Annotated in this window: 16 protein-coding genes; 2 read left to right on the top strand and 14 right to left on the bottom strand. The window is 61.1% G+C overall.

What is annotated here, in order from left to right; all coding sequences use genetic code 11:
- Positions 1–4 precede the first annotated feature (4 nt).
- The 3 genes from J3P89_RS03900 to J3P89_RS03890 are packed head-to-tail and all read right to left on the bottom strand — an operon-like array spanning position 5 to position 1,655.
- A complete protein-coding gene (locus J3P89_RS03900) occupies positions 5–718 on the bottom strand; it encodes a PilW family protein (protein ID WP_434655581.1) in 714 nt (237 codons plus the stop codon).
- A complete protein-coding gene (gene pilV / locus J3P89_RS03895; RefSeq protein ID WP_305498723.1) occupies positions 715–1,176 on the bottom strand; it encodes a type IV pilus modification protein PilV in 462 nt (153 codons plus the stop codon). The genes J3P89_RS03900 and pilV overlap by 4 nt, the downstream gene beginning before the upstream one ends.
- Positions 1,173–1,655, bottom strand: a complete 483-nt coding sequence (locus J3P89_RS03890) for a GspH/FimT family pseudopilin (protein WP_434696762.1) — start codon at positions 1,653–1,655, stop codon at positions 1,173–1,175. The genes pilV and J3P89_RS03890 overlap by 4 nt, the downstream gene beginning before the upstream one ends.
- 126 nt (positions 1,656–1,781) lie before the next feature.
- On the opposite strand from J3P89_RS03890, the gene J3P89_RS03885 reads away from it, so the two are divergent.
- Complete coding sequence (locus J3P89_RS03885; protein WP_434601876.1) at positions 1,782–2,321, top strand: GspH/FimT family pseudopilin; 540 nt, start codon at positions 1,782–1,784, stop codon at positions 2,319–2,321.
- On the opposite strand, the gene ispH is transcribed toward J3P89_RS03885, so the two are convergent.
- The 6 genes from ispH to murJ all read right to left on the bottom strand — a co-directional run bounded on the left by ispH (position 2,275) and on the right by murJ (position 9,756).
- Positions 2,275–3,222, bottom strand: coding sequence for a 4-hydroxy-3-methylbut-2-enyl diphosphate reductase (gene ispH, locus J3P89_RS03880; RefSeq protein WP_420767641.1), 948 nt, complete (start codon positions 3,220–3,222; stop codon positions 2,275–2,277). The two genes, J3P89_RS03885 and ispH, sit on opposite strands and share 47 nt — an antisense overlap.
- A 135-nt stretch (positions 3,223–3,357) precedes the next feature.
- Entirely contained in the window at positions 3,358–3,795 is a 438-nt protein-coding gene (gene fkpB / locus J3P89_RS03875; protein ID WP_434571725.1) for an FKBP-type peptidyl-prolyl cis-trans isomerase, read from the bottom strand.
- The gene (lspA, locus tag J3P89_RS03870) at positions 3,788–4,312 is read right to left on the bottom strand and encodes a signal peptidase II (RefSeq protein WP_434696761.1); all 525 of its coding nucleotides are present in this window, start codon (positions 4,310–4,312) and stop codon (positions 3,788–3,790) included. The genes fkpB and lspA overlap by 8 nt, the downstream gene beginning before the upstream one ends.
- Complete coding sequence (ileS, locus tag J3P89_RS03865; RefSeq protein ID WP_434696760.1) at positions 4,305–7,136, bottom strand: isoleucine--tRNA ligase; 2,832 nt, start codon at positions 7,134–7,136, stop codon at positions 4,305–4,307. The genes lspA and ileS overlap by 8 nt, the downstream gene beginning before the upstream one ends.
- A gap of 13 nt (positions 7,137–7,149) precedes the next feature.
- Positions 7,150–8,088, bottom strand: a complete 939-nt coding sequence (ribF, locus tag J3P89_RS03860) for a bifunctional riboflavin kinase/FAD synthetase (RefSeq protein ID WP_434696759.1) — start codon at positions 8,086–8,088, stop codon at positions 7,150–7,152.
- 129 nt (positions 8,089–8,217) lie between these two features.
- Complete coding sequence (gene murJ / locus J3P89_RS03855; protein ID WP_434696758.1) at positions 8,218–9,756, bottom strand: murein biosynthesis integral membrane protein MurJ; 1,539 nt, start codon at positions 9,754–9,756, stop codon at positions 8,218–8,220.
- 254 nt (positions 9,757–10,010) lie between these two features.
- Here murJ and rpsT point away from each other — a divergent pair, with 254 nt between their 5' ends.
- A complete protein-coding gene (rpsT, locus tag J3P89_RS03850; RefSeq protein WP_020798646.1) occupies positions 10,011–10,289 on the top strand; it encodes a 30S ribosomal protein S20 in 279 nt (92 codons plus the stop codon).
- A 184-nt stretch (positions 10,290–10,473) separates the two neighbouring features.
- Here rpsT and J3P89_RS03845 read toward each other — a convergent pair whose 3' ends face one another.
- From J3P89_RS03845 to rplU, 5 genes are all read right to left on the bottom strand, one after another.
- Complete coding sequence (locus J3P89_RS03845) at positions 10,474–10,938, bottom strand: CreA family protein (protein ID WP_305498707.1); 465 nt, start codon at positions 10,936–10,938, stop codon at positions 10,474–10,476.
- Positions 10,939–10,947: 9 nt separating this feature from the next.
- The gene (gene proB / locus J3P89_RS03840) at positions 10,948–12,066 is read right to left on the bottom strand and encodes a glutamate 5-kinase (RefSeq protein ID WP_305498706.1); all 1,119 of its coding nucleotides are present in this window, start codon (positions 12,064–12,066) and stop codon (positions 10,948–10,950) included.
- Positions 12,067–12,374: 308 nt separating this feature from the next.
- Complete coding sequence (gene cgtA / locus J3P89_RS03835; protein ID WP_060740551.1) at positions 12,375–13,598, bottom strand: Obg family GTPase CgtA; 1,224 nt, start codon at positions 13,596–13,598, stop codon at positions 12,375–12,377.
- Positions 13,599–13,788: 190 nt separating this feature from the next.
- Positions 13,789–14,046: a 50S ribosomal protein L27 gene (rpmA, locus tag J3P89_RS03830; RefSeq protein ID WP_003205738.1), complete on the bottom strand. Its 258-nt coding sequence runs from the start codon at positions 14,044–14,046 to the stop codon at positions 13,789–13,791.
- A gap of 35 nt (positions 14,047–14,081) precedes the next feature.
- Positions 14,082–14,396 carry a 50S ribosomal protein L21 gene (gene rplU, locus J3P89_RS03825; protein ID WP_003176051.1) on the bottom strand — a complete coding sequence of 105 codons (315 nt, stop codon included), beginning with the start codon at positions 14,394–14,396 and terminating at the stop codon, positions 14,082–14,084.
- Between the last annotated feature and the right edge of the window lie 232 nt (positions 14,397–14,628).

Raw genomic sequence — 14,628 nt, 5'->3', positions numbered from 1 at the left:
CCCCTCATAGCAGCCGGTTGCGCAAGGCAGCAACCACGTTGAAGGTCTGCTCGCGCACGGTATTTTTCGGGTCGAACAGCGTCAGCGTCAGGCGCACGCTGCGGATCAGCGCCGGGTCGCTCGGATTGCCGCTGTAGCTGGTGGCCGCGATGTCCGTCGCGCTGCCGGCCACGCCGAAGGTCACGTCGAATGCCCGCACGTTATCCACCAGCACCGCCATGGTCGGGTTGCCAGCGCCGCTCCCCAGCAATAGCTGATTGTTGTTGAAACCATAGATCAGCCGCCGGATCGGAAAGGCCATCTGCCCGCTCGCGGGTGCTCGCGCTCCGGTGTAGGCGGTGGCCGTATTGCGGCAATCGGAAACGATGGTCCAGGTCGGCGCACTGCCGCTATTGCCGATATCCGCCGTGACCAGGGTCAACCTGCGGGTGGCGTTGTCCCAGCGAATCGGGGTGATCTGGCTGGCGGCGAAATCATTGTTCGAAGACGCATCGGTGACCGTCGCCAGGCAGCCGAACATGCCCACCATGCGAATTTCCTGAACCATTTTGCTCAAGGCAAACCGTGCATCCTCCTGCATCACCGCGGCGGCACTCTGGCTTACGTAAGTATTTTTCGCGGCGATGAAAATCTGCACGACGCCCAGCACGACGATCAGGCTGATGACCAGCGCGATCATCAGTTCGATCAGCCCGAAACCCCGGCTATGCCGGTTCATGGCGTCGTCGCCAATGGATCGACAGCGACCCGGCTGGTCAGCACAAAGCTGCGTCGCGCCTCGGCCGCGTTGGTCGTGTTGGCAGCCCGGGCGTCGTCCCAGGAAATGGTGATGGTGTAGACCCGCTGGTTCAGCGCAACCGTACCGGTGGCCGTGGCGCCGCCGAAAGCGACGATGTTGGTCTTGAAGTCATAAAGGTCCTGGTCCCGGGCCACGTTGAGGTTCGGCGAGCTCGGCGGCGTGATGGTGTAGTCGGCACCGGAATTGGCCCGGATGCGGTCCAACAGGTCGTAGGCGATGAAGCTGGCCTGGCTGGTCATGCGCGAGCTGTCGGTGTATTTGAGGGCATTGAGCTGGACCATCGCCGCGCCCAGCAAACCCACGCCGAGAATCAGCATCGCCACCAGCACCTCGATGAGCGTCATGCCCTCCTGCGCCGTTTTACTGCAATCCTTCATCCGCAATTTCCACCCAATACGATTCGTCCATTGAGGCAGACATTGAGCGTCCTGCTCTGCGCCCCTCTCACGTAATTGAAGCCCACCGGCGTGGTCGGTGCCGATAACCCGCCCAGGTTGTTGAAATCAATGTTGGTCACTTCTGAGGTTAGCGTCAGAGTCACGCCGCCGCCCATTGCTGGAACAACCCGCAATACATTGGTCGGATTGGCCGGGTTGCCCGTGTTGTCATACACCATCAATTCACCGCTCCAGGCACCGCCCTGCGTGGTGGGACGAATCCGCGTGGTGATGCGACGGTTGATCGCTTCCATTCGCGCGAAATTCAAGGCTCGGCGCAGGTCGTCGATCTCGGTATCGGCCTTGGTACTTTGCAGCGAGCCGGTGAATGACGGCACCGCCATGGTGATCAGGATCAGCAGCACGCCGAGGGCCACCAACACCTCGATCAGCGTGAAACCTTTTGTACGAAGATCCATCGATGCCCTCCGTTGCCGTCGGCTATACCTGCTTCTACACGCTAGAACAAACCGTCGCCGTATGCGAAGTGCCACAACGATTCATAAGCCTTAAATCCGCTTCACGCTCTCCAGGGAGGAGACGTCATGCATCAACAGGGCTTCAGCCTGATTGAACTGCTCATGGGACTGGCGATTGCCGCAATTGTTCTGCCGTGGGCCGGTGCAAGCTACAAAGAGCTGATCGAGTCCATCGAACGCGAGGATACCGCCCGGTTGCTGATCAGCGGGTTGCGTTTTGCCCGCAGCGAAGCCATCACGCGCAACCGGCGCATCTTGATCCAGGGAATCGACAATGATTGGGGCAAGGGCTGGCGGATCACGCTGGACAACAAGGAGCAAACCTTGCTGAGGGAGCGCAGCGGTCATGCTCGGGTGGTTGGCAACTCGCCAGTGAAACGCCGGGTGAGGTTCGGCGGCCAGGGAGAAGCCCTGCACCCCGACGGCGCGTTCCAGGCAGGCACGCTGCATGTCTGCGCCAGACGCGGGCCGGTCAGCCATCACCAGGTGATCCTGGCGCCCTCCGGCCGCGTCCGCCTGGAAAGTGTCAAAGCCGAGCAGGCCCTCTGTGAAAAAGGACTCAAAGCAGGGAGCGGACCCGCAGCTCTTTCGGCATCGAGAACGTAATGTTTTCCTCGCGCCCCGCCAGCTCGTCGGCGCCCGTTGCGCCCCAGGCCTGCAACTGTTCGATCACCCCGCGTACGAGGACTTCCGGTGCGGAGGCGCCGGCGGTGATGCCGATCCGCTCGACACCATCGAACCAGCTGCGCTGCATGTCCTCGGCGCCGTCGATCAGGTAGGCCGGGGTCGACATGCGTTCGGCCAGCTCGCGCAAGCGGTTGGAGTTGGAGCTGTTCGGGCTGCCGACCACCAGGACCACATCGCACTCGTTGGCCAGTTGCTTGACCGCGTCCTGACGATTCTGGGTCGCGTAGCAGATGTCATCCTTGCGCGGCCCGCCGATGGCCGGGAAGCGCGAGCGCAGGGCGTCGATCACCCGGCTGGTATCGTCCATGGACAAGGTGGTCTGGGTAACAAAAGCCAGCTTTTCCGGGTTGCGAACCTGCAAGGCCGCGACGTCCTCTTCGTCTTCGACCAGGTAGATCGCGCCGCCATTGCTGGCGTCGTACTGGCCCATGGTGCCTTCAACTTCCGGGTGGCCTTCATGGCCGATCAGGATGCATTCGCGACCGTCACGGCTGTAGCGCGCCACTTCGATGTGGACCTTGGTAACCAATGGGCATGTGGCATCGAACACTTTCAGGCCACGGCCAGCCGCTTCGGTACGCACCGCCTGGGAAACGCCGTGGGCGCTGAAGATCACGATGACGTCGTCCGGCACCTGGTCCAGTTCTTCGACGAAGATGGCCCCACGGCTGCGCAGGTCCTCGACGACGAACTTGTTGTGGACCACTTCATGGCGCACGTAGATCGGCGGCCCGAAGACTTCCAGGGCGCGGTTGACGATTTCGATCGCCCGGTCCACGCCAGCGCAGAAGCCACGGGGGTTGGCGAGTTTGATTTGCATGCTGTGCCTCGTGTCTGTGGGAGCGAGCCTGCTCGCGATGCGGTGGTTCAGTCAACTCGGTGGCGACTGTGACGCAGCCTTCGCGAGCAGGCTCGCTCCCACAGGTATTGTGGGTGCGGTAATTGCTGTTAAACGTTAAACCGCCTTCACTTCAAGGATTTCCACCTCGAAGCTCAAGGTCTTGCCCGCCAGTGGGTGGTTGAAGTCCACGGTCACCTCGGCATCGTCAAAAGCTTTCACCACACCCGGCAGCTCGGCGTTGGCCGCGTCGTTGAAGATCACCAGCAGGCCCTCGGACAGCTCCATGTCCTGGAACTGCGAGCGTGGCATGGTCTGCACGTTTTGCGGGTTGGGCTGACCAAAGGCATTTTCCGGAGGAACCACCACGGTGCGCTTGTCGCCGGCCTTGAAACCGAAGATCGCCGCCTCGAAGCCTGGCAGCAGGTTGCCGTCGCCGACCTTGAACACGGCCGGCGCCTTGTCGAACGTGCTGTCGACGGTGTCGCCGTTTTCCAGGTGCAGGGCGAAGTGAAGCTTCACTTCGGTGTTTTGAGCGATACGCTGCTCAGTCATGGACGGCATCTCCGGTTTTCTTGCTCTTGAACATATCCAGGGCGAGCATCACGGCGCCCACGCTAATGGCACTGTCGGCAATGTTGAACGCCGGGAAGTACCAGCGATTCTGCCAATGCACCAGGATGAAATCGATCACATGGCCCAAGGCAATCCGGTCGTACAGGTTGCCCAGCGCGCCACCCAGGACCAGCGCCAGCGCCACGGCCAGCCAGGTCTCGTCACGCCCCAGGCGCTTGAGCCAGACCACCAGCACGGCGCTGACCACGACGGCAATCAGGGCGAACAGCCAACGCTGCCAGCCCGAACTGTCGGCCAGGAAGCTGAATGCCGCGCCGGTGTTGTAGGCCAGCGTCCAGCTGAAGTAGTCGGGGATGACCACGATCTGCTGGTACATGGTCAACGAACTCTCGAAGTAGTACTTGCTGGCCTGGTCGATCACCAGGACCAGCACACTCAACCAGAGCCAGCCCAGCCGTCCGAAACGGCCCGCTGCGTTGGGCGCCAAATCAGGCATAGTGGCGAACCTCACCCGTACCGCTGATGTTGTCGACGCAACGACCACAGATTTCCGGATGCTCCGGGTTCACACCGACGTCTTCGCGGCAGTGCCAGCAACGGGCGCACTTGACGAAGCTCGACTTGACCACCTTGAGCTTCAGGCCGCTTACCTCGGTGACCACCGCATCGGCCGGCGCCTGCACCAGCGGCGCGACGCTGGCGGTCGAGGTGATCAGCACGAAGCGCAGCTCGTTGCCCAGCTTGGCCAGATCGGCGCCCAGCGCCTCTTCGGCGTAAAGGGTCACTTCAGCCTGCAGGTTGCCGCCGACAGCCTTGGCCGCCCGCTGGATTTCCATTTCCTTGTTGACCGCCGCCTTGACCGCCATGATCCGGTCCCAATACGCACGGTCCAGCTCGAAGCCTTGCGGCAGTTCGGTCAGGCCTTCGTACCAGGTGTTGAGCATCACCGATTCGTTGCGCTCGCCCGGCAGGTATTCCCACAGCTCATCGGCGGTGAACGCCAGGATCGGCGCGATCCAGCGCACCAGCGCCTCGCTGATGTGGAACAGCGCGGTCTGGCACGAACGACGTGCCTTGCTGTTGGCGCCGGTGGTGTACTGGCGGTCCTTGATGATGTCGAGGTAGAAACCGCCAAGCTCCTGCACGCAGAAGTTGTGGATCTTCGAGTAGACGTTCCAGAAACGGTATTCACCGTAGTGCACCTGCAATTCGCGCTGCAGCAACAGGGTGCGGTCCACGGCCCAGCGGTCCAGCGCAAGCATGTCTTCGGCCGGCAGCAGGTCGGTGGCCGGATTGAAACCGGTCAGGTTCGAAAGCAGGAAGCGCGCGGTATTGCGGATCCGCCGGTAGGCGTCCGCGCTGCGCTGCAGGATCTGCTCGGAAACGGCCATCTCGCCGGAATAGTCGGTGGACGCGACCCACAGGCGCATGATGTCGGCGCCGAGGGTGTCGTTGACTTTCTGCGGCGCGATCACGTTGCCCAGGGACTTGGACATCTTGCGACCGGCCTCATCAACGGTGAAACCGTGGGTCAGCAGCTCGCGGTACGGCGCGTGGTTGTCGATGGCGCAACCGGTCAGCAAGGACGAGTGGAACCAGCCACGGTGCTGGTCCGAACCTTCCAGGTACAGGTCGGCGCGCGGGCCGTTCTCGTGGCCCATCGGATGCGAGCCGCGCAACACGTGCCAATGAGTGGTGCCGGAATCGAACCAGACGTCGAGGGTGTCGCTGATCTTGTCGTACAGCGGCGCTTCGTCGCCCAGCAGCTCAGCGACATCGAGCTTGAACCAGGCTTCGATGCCTTCGGCTTCAACGCGCTTGGCCACTTCTTCCATCAGTTCGACGGTGCGCGGGTGCAGCTCGCCGCTTTCCTTGTTCAGGAAGAACGGGATCGGCACGCCCCAGTTGCGCTGGCGGGAGATGCACCAGTCCGGACGGTTGGCGATCATCGAGTGCAGGCGCGCCTGGCCCCAGGCCGGAACGAATTGGGTCTCTTCGATGGCCTTGAGCGAACGCTGGCGCAGGGTGTCGCCACTGGTTGGCTGCTTGTCCATGCCGATGAACCACTGCGCGGTCGCGCGGTAGATCAGCGGGGTCTTGTGGCGCCAGCAGTGCATGTAGCTGTGTTCGATGACAGTGGTGTGCAGCAGCGCGCCGACTTCGGTCAGCTTGTCGACGATGGCCGGGTTGGCTTTCCAGATGAACTGGCCGCCAAAGAATTCCAGCGACGGTACGTAGACGCCATTGCTCTGCACCGGATTGAGGATGTCATCGTTGACCATGCCGTATTTCTTGCAGGTCACGAAGTCGTCGACGCCATAGGCCGGCGCGGAGTGAACCACGCCAGTGCCGGCGCCCAGCTCCACGTAGTCGGCCAGATACACTGGCGACAGGCGGTCATAGAACGGATGACGGAAGTTGATCAGCTCCAACGCCGAACCTGGCGCGGTGGCAATCACCGAACCTTCCAGGCTGTAGCGGGCCAGGCAGGATTCGACCAGCTCTTCGGCCAGCAGAAGCAGTTTGTCGCCGACGTCGACCAGGGCGTAGTTGAATTCCGGATGGACGTTCAGCGCCTGGTTGGCCGGGATGGTCCACGGCGTGGTGGTCCAGATCACGATGGCGGCCGGCTTGGCCAGCTTGCCCAGGCCGAAAGCGGCGGCAAGCTTGTCTTCATCGGCGATCGGGAACGCGACGTCGATGGTCGAGGACTTCTTGTTCTCGTACTCGACTTCCGCCTCGGCCAGGGCCGAACCACAGTCGAAGCACCAGTTGACCGGTTTCAGGCCCTTGAACACGAAGCCGCCCTCGACGATTTTCGCCAGGGCGCGGATTTCACCGGCTTCGTTCGCAAAGTCCATGGTCTTGTACGGGTTGGCGAAGTCGCCCAGCACGCCGAGACGGATGAATTCGGACTTCTGCCCTTCGATCTGCTCGGTAGCGTAGGCACGGCACAGCTCGCGGGTCTTGTCGGCGCCCAGGTTCTTGCCGTGGGTGACTTCGACCTTGTGCTCGATCGGCAGGCCGTGGCAATCCCAGCCCGGGACATACGGCGCGTCAAAACCCGACAGGGTCTTGGAGCGGATGATCATGTCCTTGAGAATCTTGTTCAGCGCGTGACCGATGTGGATGGTGCCGTTGGCGTACGGAGGGCCGTCGTGCAGGACGAACTTCGGACGATCCTTGCCAATTTCGCGCAACTTTCCGTACAGGCCAATGCTGTCCCAACGCTGCAGAATCTGTGGTTCGCGCTGAGGCAGGCCGGCCTTCATTGGGAAGGCGGTGTCCGGAAGGTTTAGCGTGGCTTTATAGTCGGTCATTTAAGGCTCTTCATTAGCGATTGGCGCTGGTTGCGACAAGGGCACGGGCGGCGGCGATATCTGCATGGATCGCCGTCTTGAGCGCCTCCAGAGAGGCAAAACGCTGCTCTTCACGCAGCTTCTGGTGGAAAACCACCGTCAAACGCCGGTCATACAGATCGCCGGCAAAATCCAGAATGTGTACTTCGAGATGGGCCTTGCCATCCCCCTGCACCGTGGGGCGTACGCCGATATTGGCGACGCCGGGCCAGGTCTTGCCGTCGATGTCGACACTCACCAGGAACACCCCTGTCAACGGCACACGACGGCGCTTGAGTTGCACGTTGGCCGTCGGCGTGCCCAATTGGCGCGCCAGTTTCTGCCCGTGCAGGATCCGCCCGGCAATCCGGTACGGCCGGCCGAGCAAGCGCTCGGCCAATTCGAAGTCCGCCGCCGCCAGGGCATTGCGGACCTGGGTGCTGCTGACGCGCAGACCGTCCATTTCGACGGTCTGTGCCGCTTCGACGGTGAATCCCTGGGCGATGCCGGCCTGTTGCAGGTAATCAAAATCCCCTGCCCGGTCGCAGCCGAAACGGAAATCGTCGCCGACTTCCAGATGCTTTACGTCGAGACCCTCCACCAGGATGGTATCGACGAACTCGGCGGCGCTGAGCTGGCTCAGGCGCTGGTTGAAAGCCAGGCAGAGGACCCGATCGACGCCTTCGGCGGCCAGCAATTGCAGTTTGTCACGCAACCGGGCCAGACGCGCCGGAGCGGTGTCCGGGGCAAAGAACTCCCGGGGCTGCGGCTCGAAGATCACCACGCAGCTGGGCAGGCCCAACTCCAGCGCACGCTCGCGCAGCCGCGCCAGGATAGCCTGGTGGCCACGGTGAACACCGTCGAAGTTGCCAATAGTGGCGACACAGCCCCGATGCCGGGGACGCAGGTTGTGGAGGCCTCGAACCAGCTGCATAACGCGCTTCTTGCTCATAAAGTGGCCGATTATAACCACACCCGGCGGTCGGCGACAGGCAACACCGTAACCCAAAGTGATCGAACCGACAAAACCGCCGTCCGGCCCGGGATTATCGAAGGCAACCGTTCAGCTCAAGGCCTTGCGATTGAAGTCGCGCAGACGGAATCCCATCAGCAGCAACATACCGAAATAAGCCACCACGCCAGCCAGGACCAGTACACCCAGGCGCAGGAAGCGCTCGAACATCTGCCCTTCACCCCAAGCCGGCATGAAATGCATCCCCGCCAGCAACACCGCCGACATCACCGCCACGGCGACCAGCAGCTTGAGGCCGAACCTGGCCCAGCCGGGCTGCGGCTGATACATCTTCTGTTTGCGCAGCTGGTAGAACAGCAGCCCGGCGTTGAGGCAGGCACCGGCGCTGATCGCCAGGGCCAGGCCGGCATGGGCCAGGGGTCCGATGAGCAGCAGGTTGAACAGCTGGGTCATCACCAAGGTAAAGATGGCGATCTTCACCGGCGTGCGAATGTTCTGCTGGGCGTAGAAACCCGGCGCCAAGACCTTGATTACAATGATTCCAAGCAAGCCCACCGAATAGGCGATCAGCGCGCGCTGGGTCATCAAGGCATCAAACGCATTGAACTGGCCATACTGGAACAGCGAAACCGTCAGCGGCTCGGCAAGGATCCCCAGCGCCAGCGCACAAGGCAGGACCAGCACGAAGCACAGGCGCAGGCCCCAATCGAGGATGCGTGAGTATTCGTGACGGTCCTGGCTGGCGTAGGTCTTGGCCAGGGTAGGCAGCAGAATCGTGCCCAGCGCCACGCCCAGTACGCCGGAAGGCAGCTCCATCAAGCGGTCGGCGTAGTACATCCACGAGACCGAGCCGGCCACCAGGAACGAGGCGAAGATAGTGTTGATGATCAGGGAAATCTGACTCACCGACACCCCGAGAATGGCCGGCAGCATCTGTTTCATGACGCGCCACACGCCACTGTCGCGCAAGTTCAGGCGCGGCAGTACCAGCATGCCGATTTTTTTCAGGTGGGGCAGTTGATAGAGCAATTGCGCCAGGCCGCCGACCAGCACCGCCCAACCCAGGGCCATCACCGGCGGATCGAAATACGGCGTCAGGAACAGCGCGAACACGATCATGCTGACATTGAGCAGCGTCGGCACGAAGGCCGGCACCGAGAAGCGGTTCCAGGTATTGAGGATCGCCCCGGCCAGCGATGACAGGGAAATCAGCAATATATAAGGAAAGGTCACCCGCAACAGGTCGGAGGTGAGCTGGAATTTTTCCGGCGTGTCGGTGAAACCTGGCGCGGTGGCCCAGATCACCCAAGGCGCGGCGAGCATGCCGGCCGCGGTGACCAGCGCCAGCACCAGCGTGAGCAAACCGGTCACATAAGCGATGAAAGTGCGGGTCGCCTCGTCGCCCTTCTGGCTTTTGTATTCAGCCAGGATCGGCACGAAGGCCTGGGAAAAGGCCCCTTCGGCGAAGATCCGCCGCAGCAGGTTTGGCAGCTTGAAGGCGATGAAGAAGGCGTCGGTGGCCATTCCGGCACCGAATATCCGCGCGATCAGCGTATCGCGAACGAATCCCAGAACCCGGGAAAGCATCGTGATAGAGCTGACGGCAGCCAACGATTTGAGCAGATTCATGAAAAGAGTTTGTGCCTGTCGATAAACAGCAGGCGAACAACGCGCCCACTTGTGCGATACTTCGCGCCGCTAAACAGCACAGCGCCAAAGCCCGCGAGTTTACAGGTCGCACGCCGGAAAGAAATCATTCGGTGCGCCGCACCTGCCATTCAGCGGAACGTGTCACCCGCCCTTGACAACACGTCAACTCATCGGCATGATTCGCGGCCTATTTTGTTTGCTATTTCCTAAAAAGTCTTTCGAGGAGCTCGACGGTGGCCAACTCACCTTCCGCCAAAAAACGTGCAAAACAGGCTGAGAAGCGTCGCAGCCACAACGCCAGCCTGCGTTCCATGGTCCGTACCTACATCAAAAACGTAGTCAAGGCCATCGACGCAAAAGACGCTGAAAAAGCACAAGCTGCTTACGTTCTGGCTGTGCCAGTTATCGACCGCATGGCCGATAAAGGCATCATCCACAAGAACAAGGCTGCTCGCCATAAGAGCCGCCTGAATGGCCACGTAAAGGCCTTGAACGTTGCCGCTGCTGCCTAAGCGACGCGCTCGTTAAAAAACCGACCCCAGGGTCGGTTTTTTATTGCCTGGGATTTGTCAGGCGCACCACAAGCAAGAAATGTGGGAGCGAGCCTGCTCGCGAATACGGTGTGCCAGACAGCATCAATGTCACTGGCAGACCGCATTCGCGAGCAGGCTCGCTCCCACAGTGGTTTTTGCGTGGTTATTGAGCCTTGGCCCACGGCAGGATCGGAATCGCCGTCACCGCATTCTGCGGGCTACCCTCGATCACACGGTCGCTATAGACCAGGTACACCAGCGTATTGCGCTTCTTGTCGAGAAAACGCACCACCTGCATGGTCTTGAACACCAGCGAGGTGCGCTCCCGGAAGACCTCCTCGCCATCCTTGAGCTCGCCCTTGAAGCTGATCGGCCCGACCTGGCGGCAGGCGATGGACGCCTCGGCGCGATCTTCGGCCAGCCCCAGGCCACCTTTTACGCCGCCGGTCTTGGCACGCGACAGATAGCAGGTCACGCCATCGACCCTGGGATCATCGAACGCCTCGACCACGATCCGGTCGTTTGGCCCGACAAACTTGAATACCGTGGACACCTGCCCGATTTCCTCGGCAGAGGCCAACAGCGGCAGCGCCACCAGCAAGCCGATCAATCCTTTTGCCAAACCCATGATTTTTCCTTAGACGAGGATCAGGTTGTCACGGTGAACCAGCTCAGGCTCAGCCATGTAACCCAGCAGACCAACAATCGCATCAGACGATTGGCCGATGATTTTCTGTGCTTCCAGCGCGCTGTAGTTGGCCAGGCCCCGGGCAATCTCTCGACCATCCGGCGCTACGCAAACGACCATTTCGCCACGGCGGAAGCTGCCCTGGACCAGCTTCACGCCTACCGGCAGCAGGCTTTTGTTACCTTGAGACAGCGCCGACACGGCCCCGGCGTCCAGCACCAGCGTGCCCCGGGTTTGCAGATGCCCGGCCAGCCACTGTTTGCGCGCCGCCAGCATGCCGCGCTCAGGCGACAACAGCGTGCCGATGCGCTCCCCGGCCTTGAGGCGATCCAACACCCGCTCCAAACGACCACCGACGATGATGGTATGAGCACCGGAACGTGCCGCCAGACGCGCCGCGCGCAGCTTGGTCTGCATGCCGCCGCGCCCCAGGGCTCCGCCAGTGCCACCCGCCACCGCATCCAGCGCGGGATCGTCGGCTCGGGCTTCGTAGATCAGCTTGGCATCAGGGTTATTGCGCGGATCGGCGTCGAACATGCCGTCGCGATCCGTGAGAATCACCAGCAGGTCGGCTTCCACGAGGTTGGCTACCAGCGCCGCGAGCGTGTCGTTGTCGCCGAAACGGATCTCGTCGGTGACCACCGTGTCGTTCTCGTTGATCACCGGGATGACTTTCAGCTCCACCAATGCTCGCAGCGTGCTACGGGCATTGAGGTAACGCTTGCGGTCGGACAGGTCGTCGTGGGTCAGCAGGATCTGCGCCGTGTGGCGATCATGCTCGGCAAAGCTCGACTCCCACGCCTGCACCAGACCCATCTGGCCAATGGCGGCAGCGGCCTGCAGTTCGTGCATCGCGCTGGGTCGCGACGTCCAGCCCAAACGGCTCATGCCGGCCGCCACGGCACCCGAGGAGACCAGTACCAGCTCGACGCCCGCCTCATGCAGGGCCACCATCTGCTCGACCCACACCGCCATCGCCTGGCGATCCAGGCCCTTGCCATCCGCCGTCAGCAGTGCGCTGCCGATCTTCACGACCCAGCGTTGCGCACCCGTCACCTTGCTCCGCATTTTCTTCAACCTTTGCCAGCGAACAGCGCGACCCAGCGCCACTCATGGGATTATTCGTATTTGCGTTTTTCAGATACCAAAACGCCGCTCGAATGAGCGGCGCCTTGAAAACCGGCCGACTGCGATGATAACACCGCGCCGAAACACTTGAACCTGCTCCCCATGCCAGCTACCCGAGAAACCTTGTGGGAGCGAGCCTGCTCGCGATGGCATAGGGTCAACAGCATGAATGCAAACTGACACATCGCCTTCGCGAGCAGGCTCGCTCCCACAGGTTCCGATCTCAAGCGGCCTGCATCAGCACCAGATCAGTCGCGAACGTAGATGATTTCCGGACCGTCTTCGTCATCCACATCCTCTTCGTCCCAATCGTCATCACCGATGTCATGGACCGACTTGACGCCGCTGCGGCGCAGTGCACGCTGGTCATCCAGCGCCTGCAACTGGGCGCGCGCCTCGTCTTCGATGCGCTGGTCGAGCTCGGCCAGTTCTTCCTTGTAGGCCGGATCATTGGCCAGGCGATCAGCACGATCTTCCAGGTAACGCATGATGTCGTGGCAAAGGCGCTCGGTGCCTTCTTTGGCAATGGCCGAGATCACGTAGACCGGACCTTCCCACTCCAGGCGATCAACGATTTCCTTGACCCGCTCTTCGTGCTCTTCTTCGAGGATCTGGTCGCACTTGTTGAGCACCAGCCAACGGTCGCGCTCGGCCAGGGCCGGGCTGAATTTGGTCAGCTCGTTGACGATAACCTCGGCGGCATCGGCGGCATCGGTTTCATCCAGCGGCGCCATGTCGACGAGGTGCAGCAACAGACGGGTGCGGGACAAATGCTTGAGGAAACGAATCCCCAGGCCAGCACCTTCGGAGGCACCTTCGATCAACCCCGGAATGTCGGCGATTACGAAGCTTTTCCAGCGATCGACACTGACCACGCCCAGGTTCGGCACCAGGGTGGTGAACGGGTAATCGGCGACTTTCGGCTTGGCCGCCGACACCGAGCGAATGAACGTACTCTTACCCGCGTTCGGCAGGCCCAGCAGACCCACGTCGGCCAGTACTTTCATTTCCAGCTTCAGGTCACGCTGCTCGCCTGGCTTGCCCGGCGTAGTCTGGCGCGGCGCACGGTTGGTACTGGATTTGAAGCGGGTGTTACCCAGACCGTGCCAGCCGCCATGAGCCACCAGCAGGCGCTGGCCAGCCTTGGTCAGGTCGCCGATGACCTCCTGGGTGGCGGAGTCGATTACTGTGGTACCGACCGGCACACGCAGGATCAGGTCTTCGCCCTTCTTGCCGGTGCAGTCGGTGCTGCCGCCGTTGGAACCACGCTCGGCATCGAAATGCCGGGTGTAACGGTAATCCACCAAGGTGTTGAGGTTTTCATCGGCGAGCATGTAGATCGAGCCGCCATCGCCCCCGTCACCACCGTTCGGACCACCGTTTTCGATGAATTTTTCCCGACGGAAACTCATGCAACCATTGCCGCCGTCGCCAGCCTTTACTCGAATCGATACTTCATCAACAAACTTCATGACACACGCCTCTCGCCGTACGGACGAGCCAAAAAAACAAGACATAAGACTCTTGCAAAAATGAGCGCAGCGACCTGAAAACACGCCCCAACCGCAGCGCCGACAGCCCATACAAACAGTTTTGCAAGAGACTCACCCCACAAACGAAAAAGCCCCGTCGCAAGACAGGGCTTTTCCAGCGGTCTCGCAATTAAGCTGCGATAACGCTTACGTAACGACGACCGAAGGCGCCTTTTACTTCGAACTTGATCACGCCTTCGACTTTAGCGAAGAGGGTGTGATCCTTGCCCATGCCAACGCCGTAGCCAGCGTGGAATTGGGTGCCGCGCTGACGCACGATGATGTTGCCCGCTTTGATAGCCTGGCCGCCATACATCTTCACGCCAAGGCGTTTGGCTTCTGAGTCGCGACCGTTACGGGTACTACCACCAGCTTTTTTGTGTGCCATGAGTTCAATTCTCCTAGTGAGGAATTAGGCTGGAATTAAGCCTGAATACCGGTGATTTTGATCTCGGTGTACCACTGGCGGTGGCCCATACGCTTCATGTGGTGCTTACGACGACGGAACTTGATGATGCGGACTTTATCGTGACGACCTTGGGAGATCACTTCAGCCACAACGGTAGCGCCAGCAACGACTGGAGCGCCGATATTCACGTCGTCGCCATTGGCGACCAACAGAACGCGATCAAAAGTCACGGATTCGCCGGTAGCGATTTCCAGTTTCTCGATCTTCAGGTATTCACCTGGGGCGACCTTGTATTGCTTGCCACCAGTAACAATTACTGCGTACGACATGGTATTTCTCCGATAATCCTGCTCACCCAGCGCTTTATAAGAAGAGGTATTGGCTGGCATGGCTGCATGGGCTGGAAGGCCCGGATGCAATTGCGTAAGGCAGGTGCTGCCCAGGAAGTTCAGGGTGCGCGATTGTACGCAAGCCGGCAGAGCCTTGCAAGTGGCCGTCTATCGCGCCTTGACACCTGCGGACGTGGGTCCTAGCATGCCGCGCAACCCTTCTGGAGCGCCT

Origin of the sequence: Pseudomonas sp. Z1-14 (genome assembly GCF_051132005.1) — a bacterium.
GTDB lineage: Bacteria > Pseudomonadota > Gammaproteobacteria > Pseudomonadales > Pseudomonadaceae > Aquipseudomonas.
Note: the sequence above shows the minus strand (reverse complement) of the source record. Positions and strands in the feature narration are given on the sequence as shown.

Coding starts and splice junctions, on each gene's coding strand:
- J3P89_RS03900 (WP_434655581.1), bottom strand. CDS start 718: ATGAACCGGCATAGCCGGGGTTTCGGGCTGATCGAACTGATGATCGCG.
- pilV (WP_305498723.1), bottom strand. CDS start 1,176: ATGAAGGATTGCAGTAAAACGGCGCAGGAGGGCATGACGCTCATCGAG.
- J3P89_RS03890 (WP_434696762.1), bottom strand. CDS start 1,655: ATGGATCTTCGTACAAAAGGTTTCACGCTGATCGAGGTGTTGGTGGCC.
- J3P89_RS03885 (WP_434601876.1), top strand. CDS start 1,782: ATGCATCAACAGGGCTTCAGCCTGATTGAACTGCTCATGGGACTGGCG.
- ispH (WP_420767641.1), bottom strand. CDS start 3,222: ATGCAAATCAAACTCGCCAACCCCCGTGGCTTCTGCGCTGGCGTGGAC.
- fkpB (WP_434571725.1), bottom strand. CDS start 3,795: ATGACTGAGCAGCGTATCGCTCAAAACACCGAAGTGAAGCTTCACTTC.
- lspA (WP_434696761.1), bottom strand. CDS start 4,312: ATGCCTGATTTGGCGCCCAACGCAGCGGGCCGTTTCGGACGGCTGGGC.
- ileS (WP_434696760.1), bottom strand. CDS start 7,136: ATGACCGACTATAAAGCCACGCTAAACCTTCCGGACACCGCCTTCCCA.
- ribF (WP_434696759.1), bottom strand. CDS start 8,088: ATGCAGCTGGTTCGAGGCCTCCACAACCTGCGTCCCCGGCATCGGGGC.
- murJ (WP_434696758.1), bottom strand. CDS start 9,756: ATGAATCTGCTCAAATCGTTGGCTGCCGTCAGCTCTATCACGATGCTT.
- J3P89_RS03845 (WP_305498707.1), bottom strand. CDS start 10,938: ATGGGTTTGGCAAAAGGATTGATCGGCTTGCTGGTGGCGCTGCCGCTG.
- proB (WP_305498706.1), bottom strand. CDS start 12,066: ATGCGGAGCAAGGTGACGGGTGCGCAACGCTGGGTCGTGAAGATCGGC.
- cgtA (WP_060740551.1), bottom strand. CDS start 13,598: ATGAAGTTTGTTGATGAAGTATCGATTCGAGTAAAGGCTGGCGACGGC.
- rpmA (WP_003205738.1), bottom strand. CDS start 14,046: ATGGCACACAAAAAAGCTGGTGGTAGTACCCGTAACGGTCGCGACTCA.
- rplU (WP_003176051.1), bottom strand. CDS start 14,396: ATGTCGTACGCAGTAATTGTTACTGGTGGCAAGCAATACAAGGTCGCC.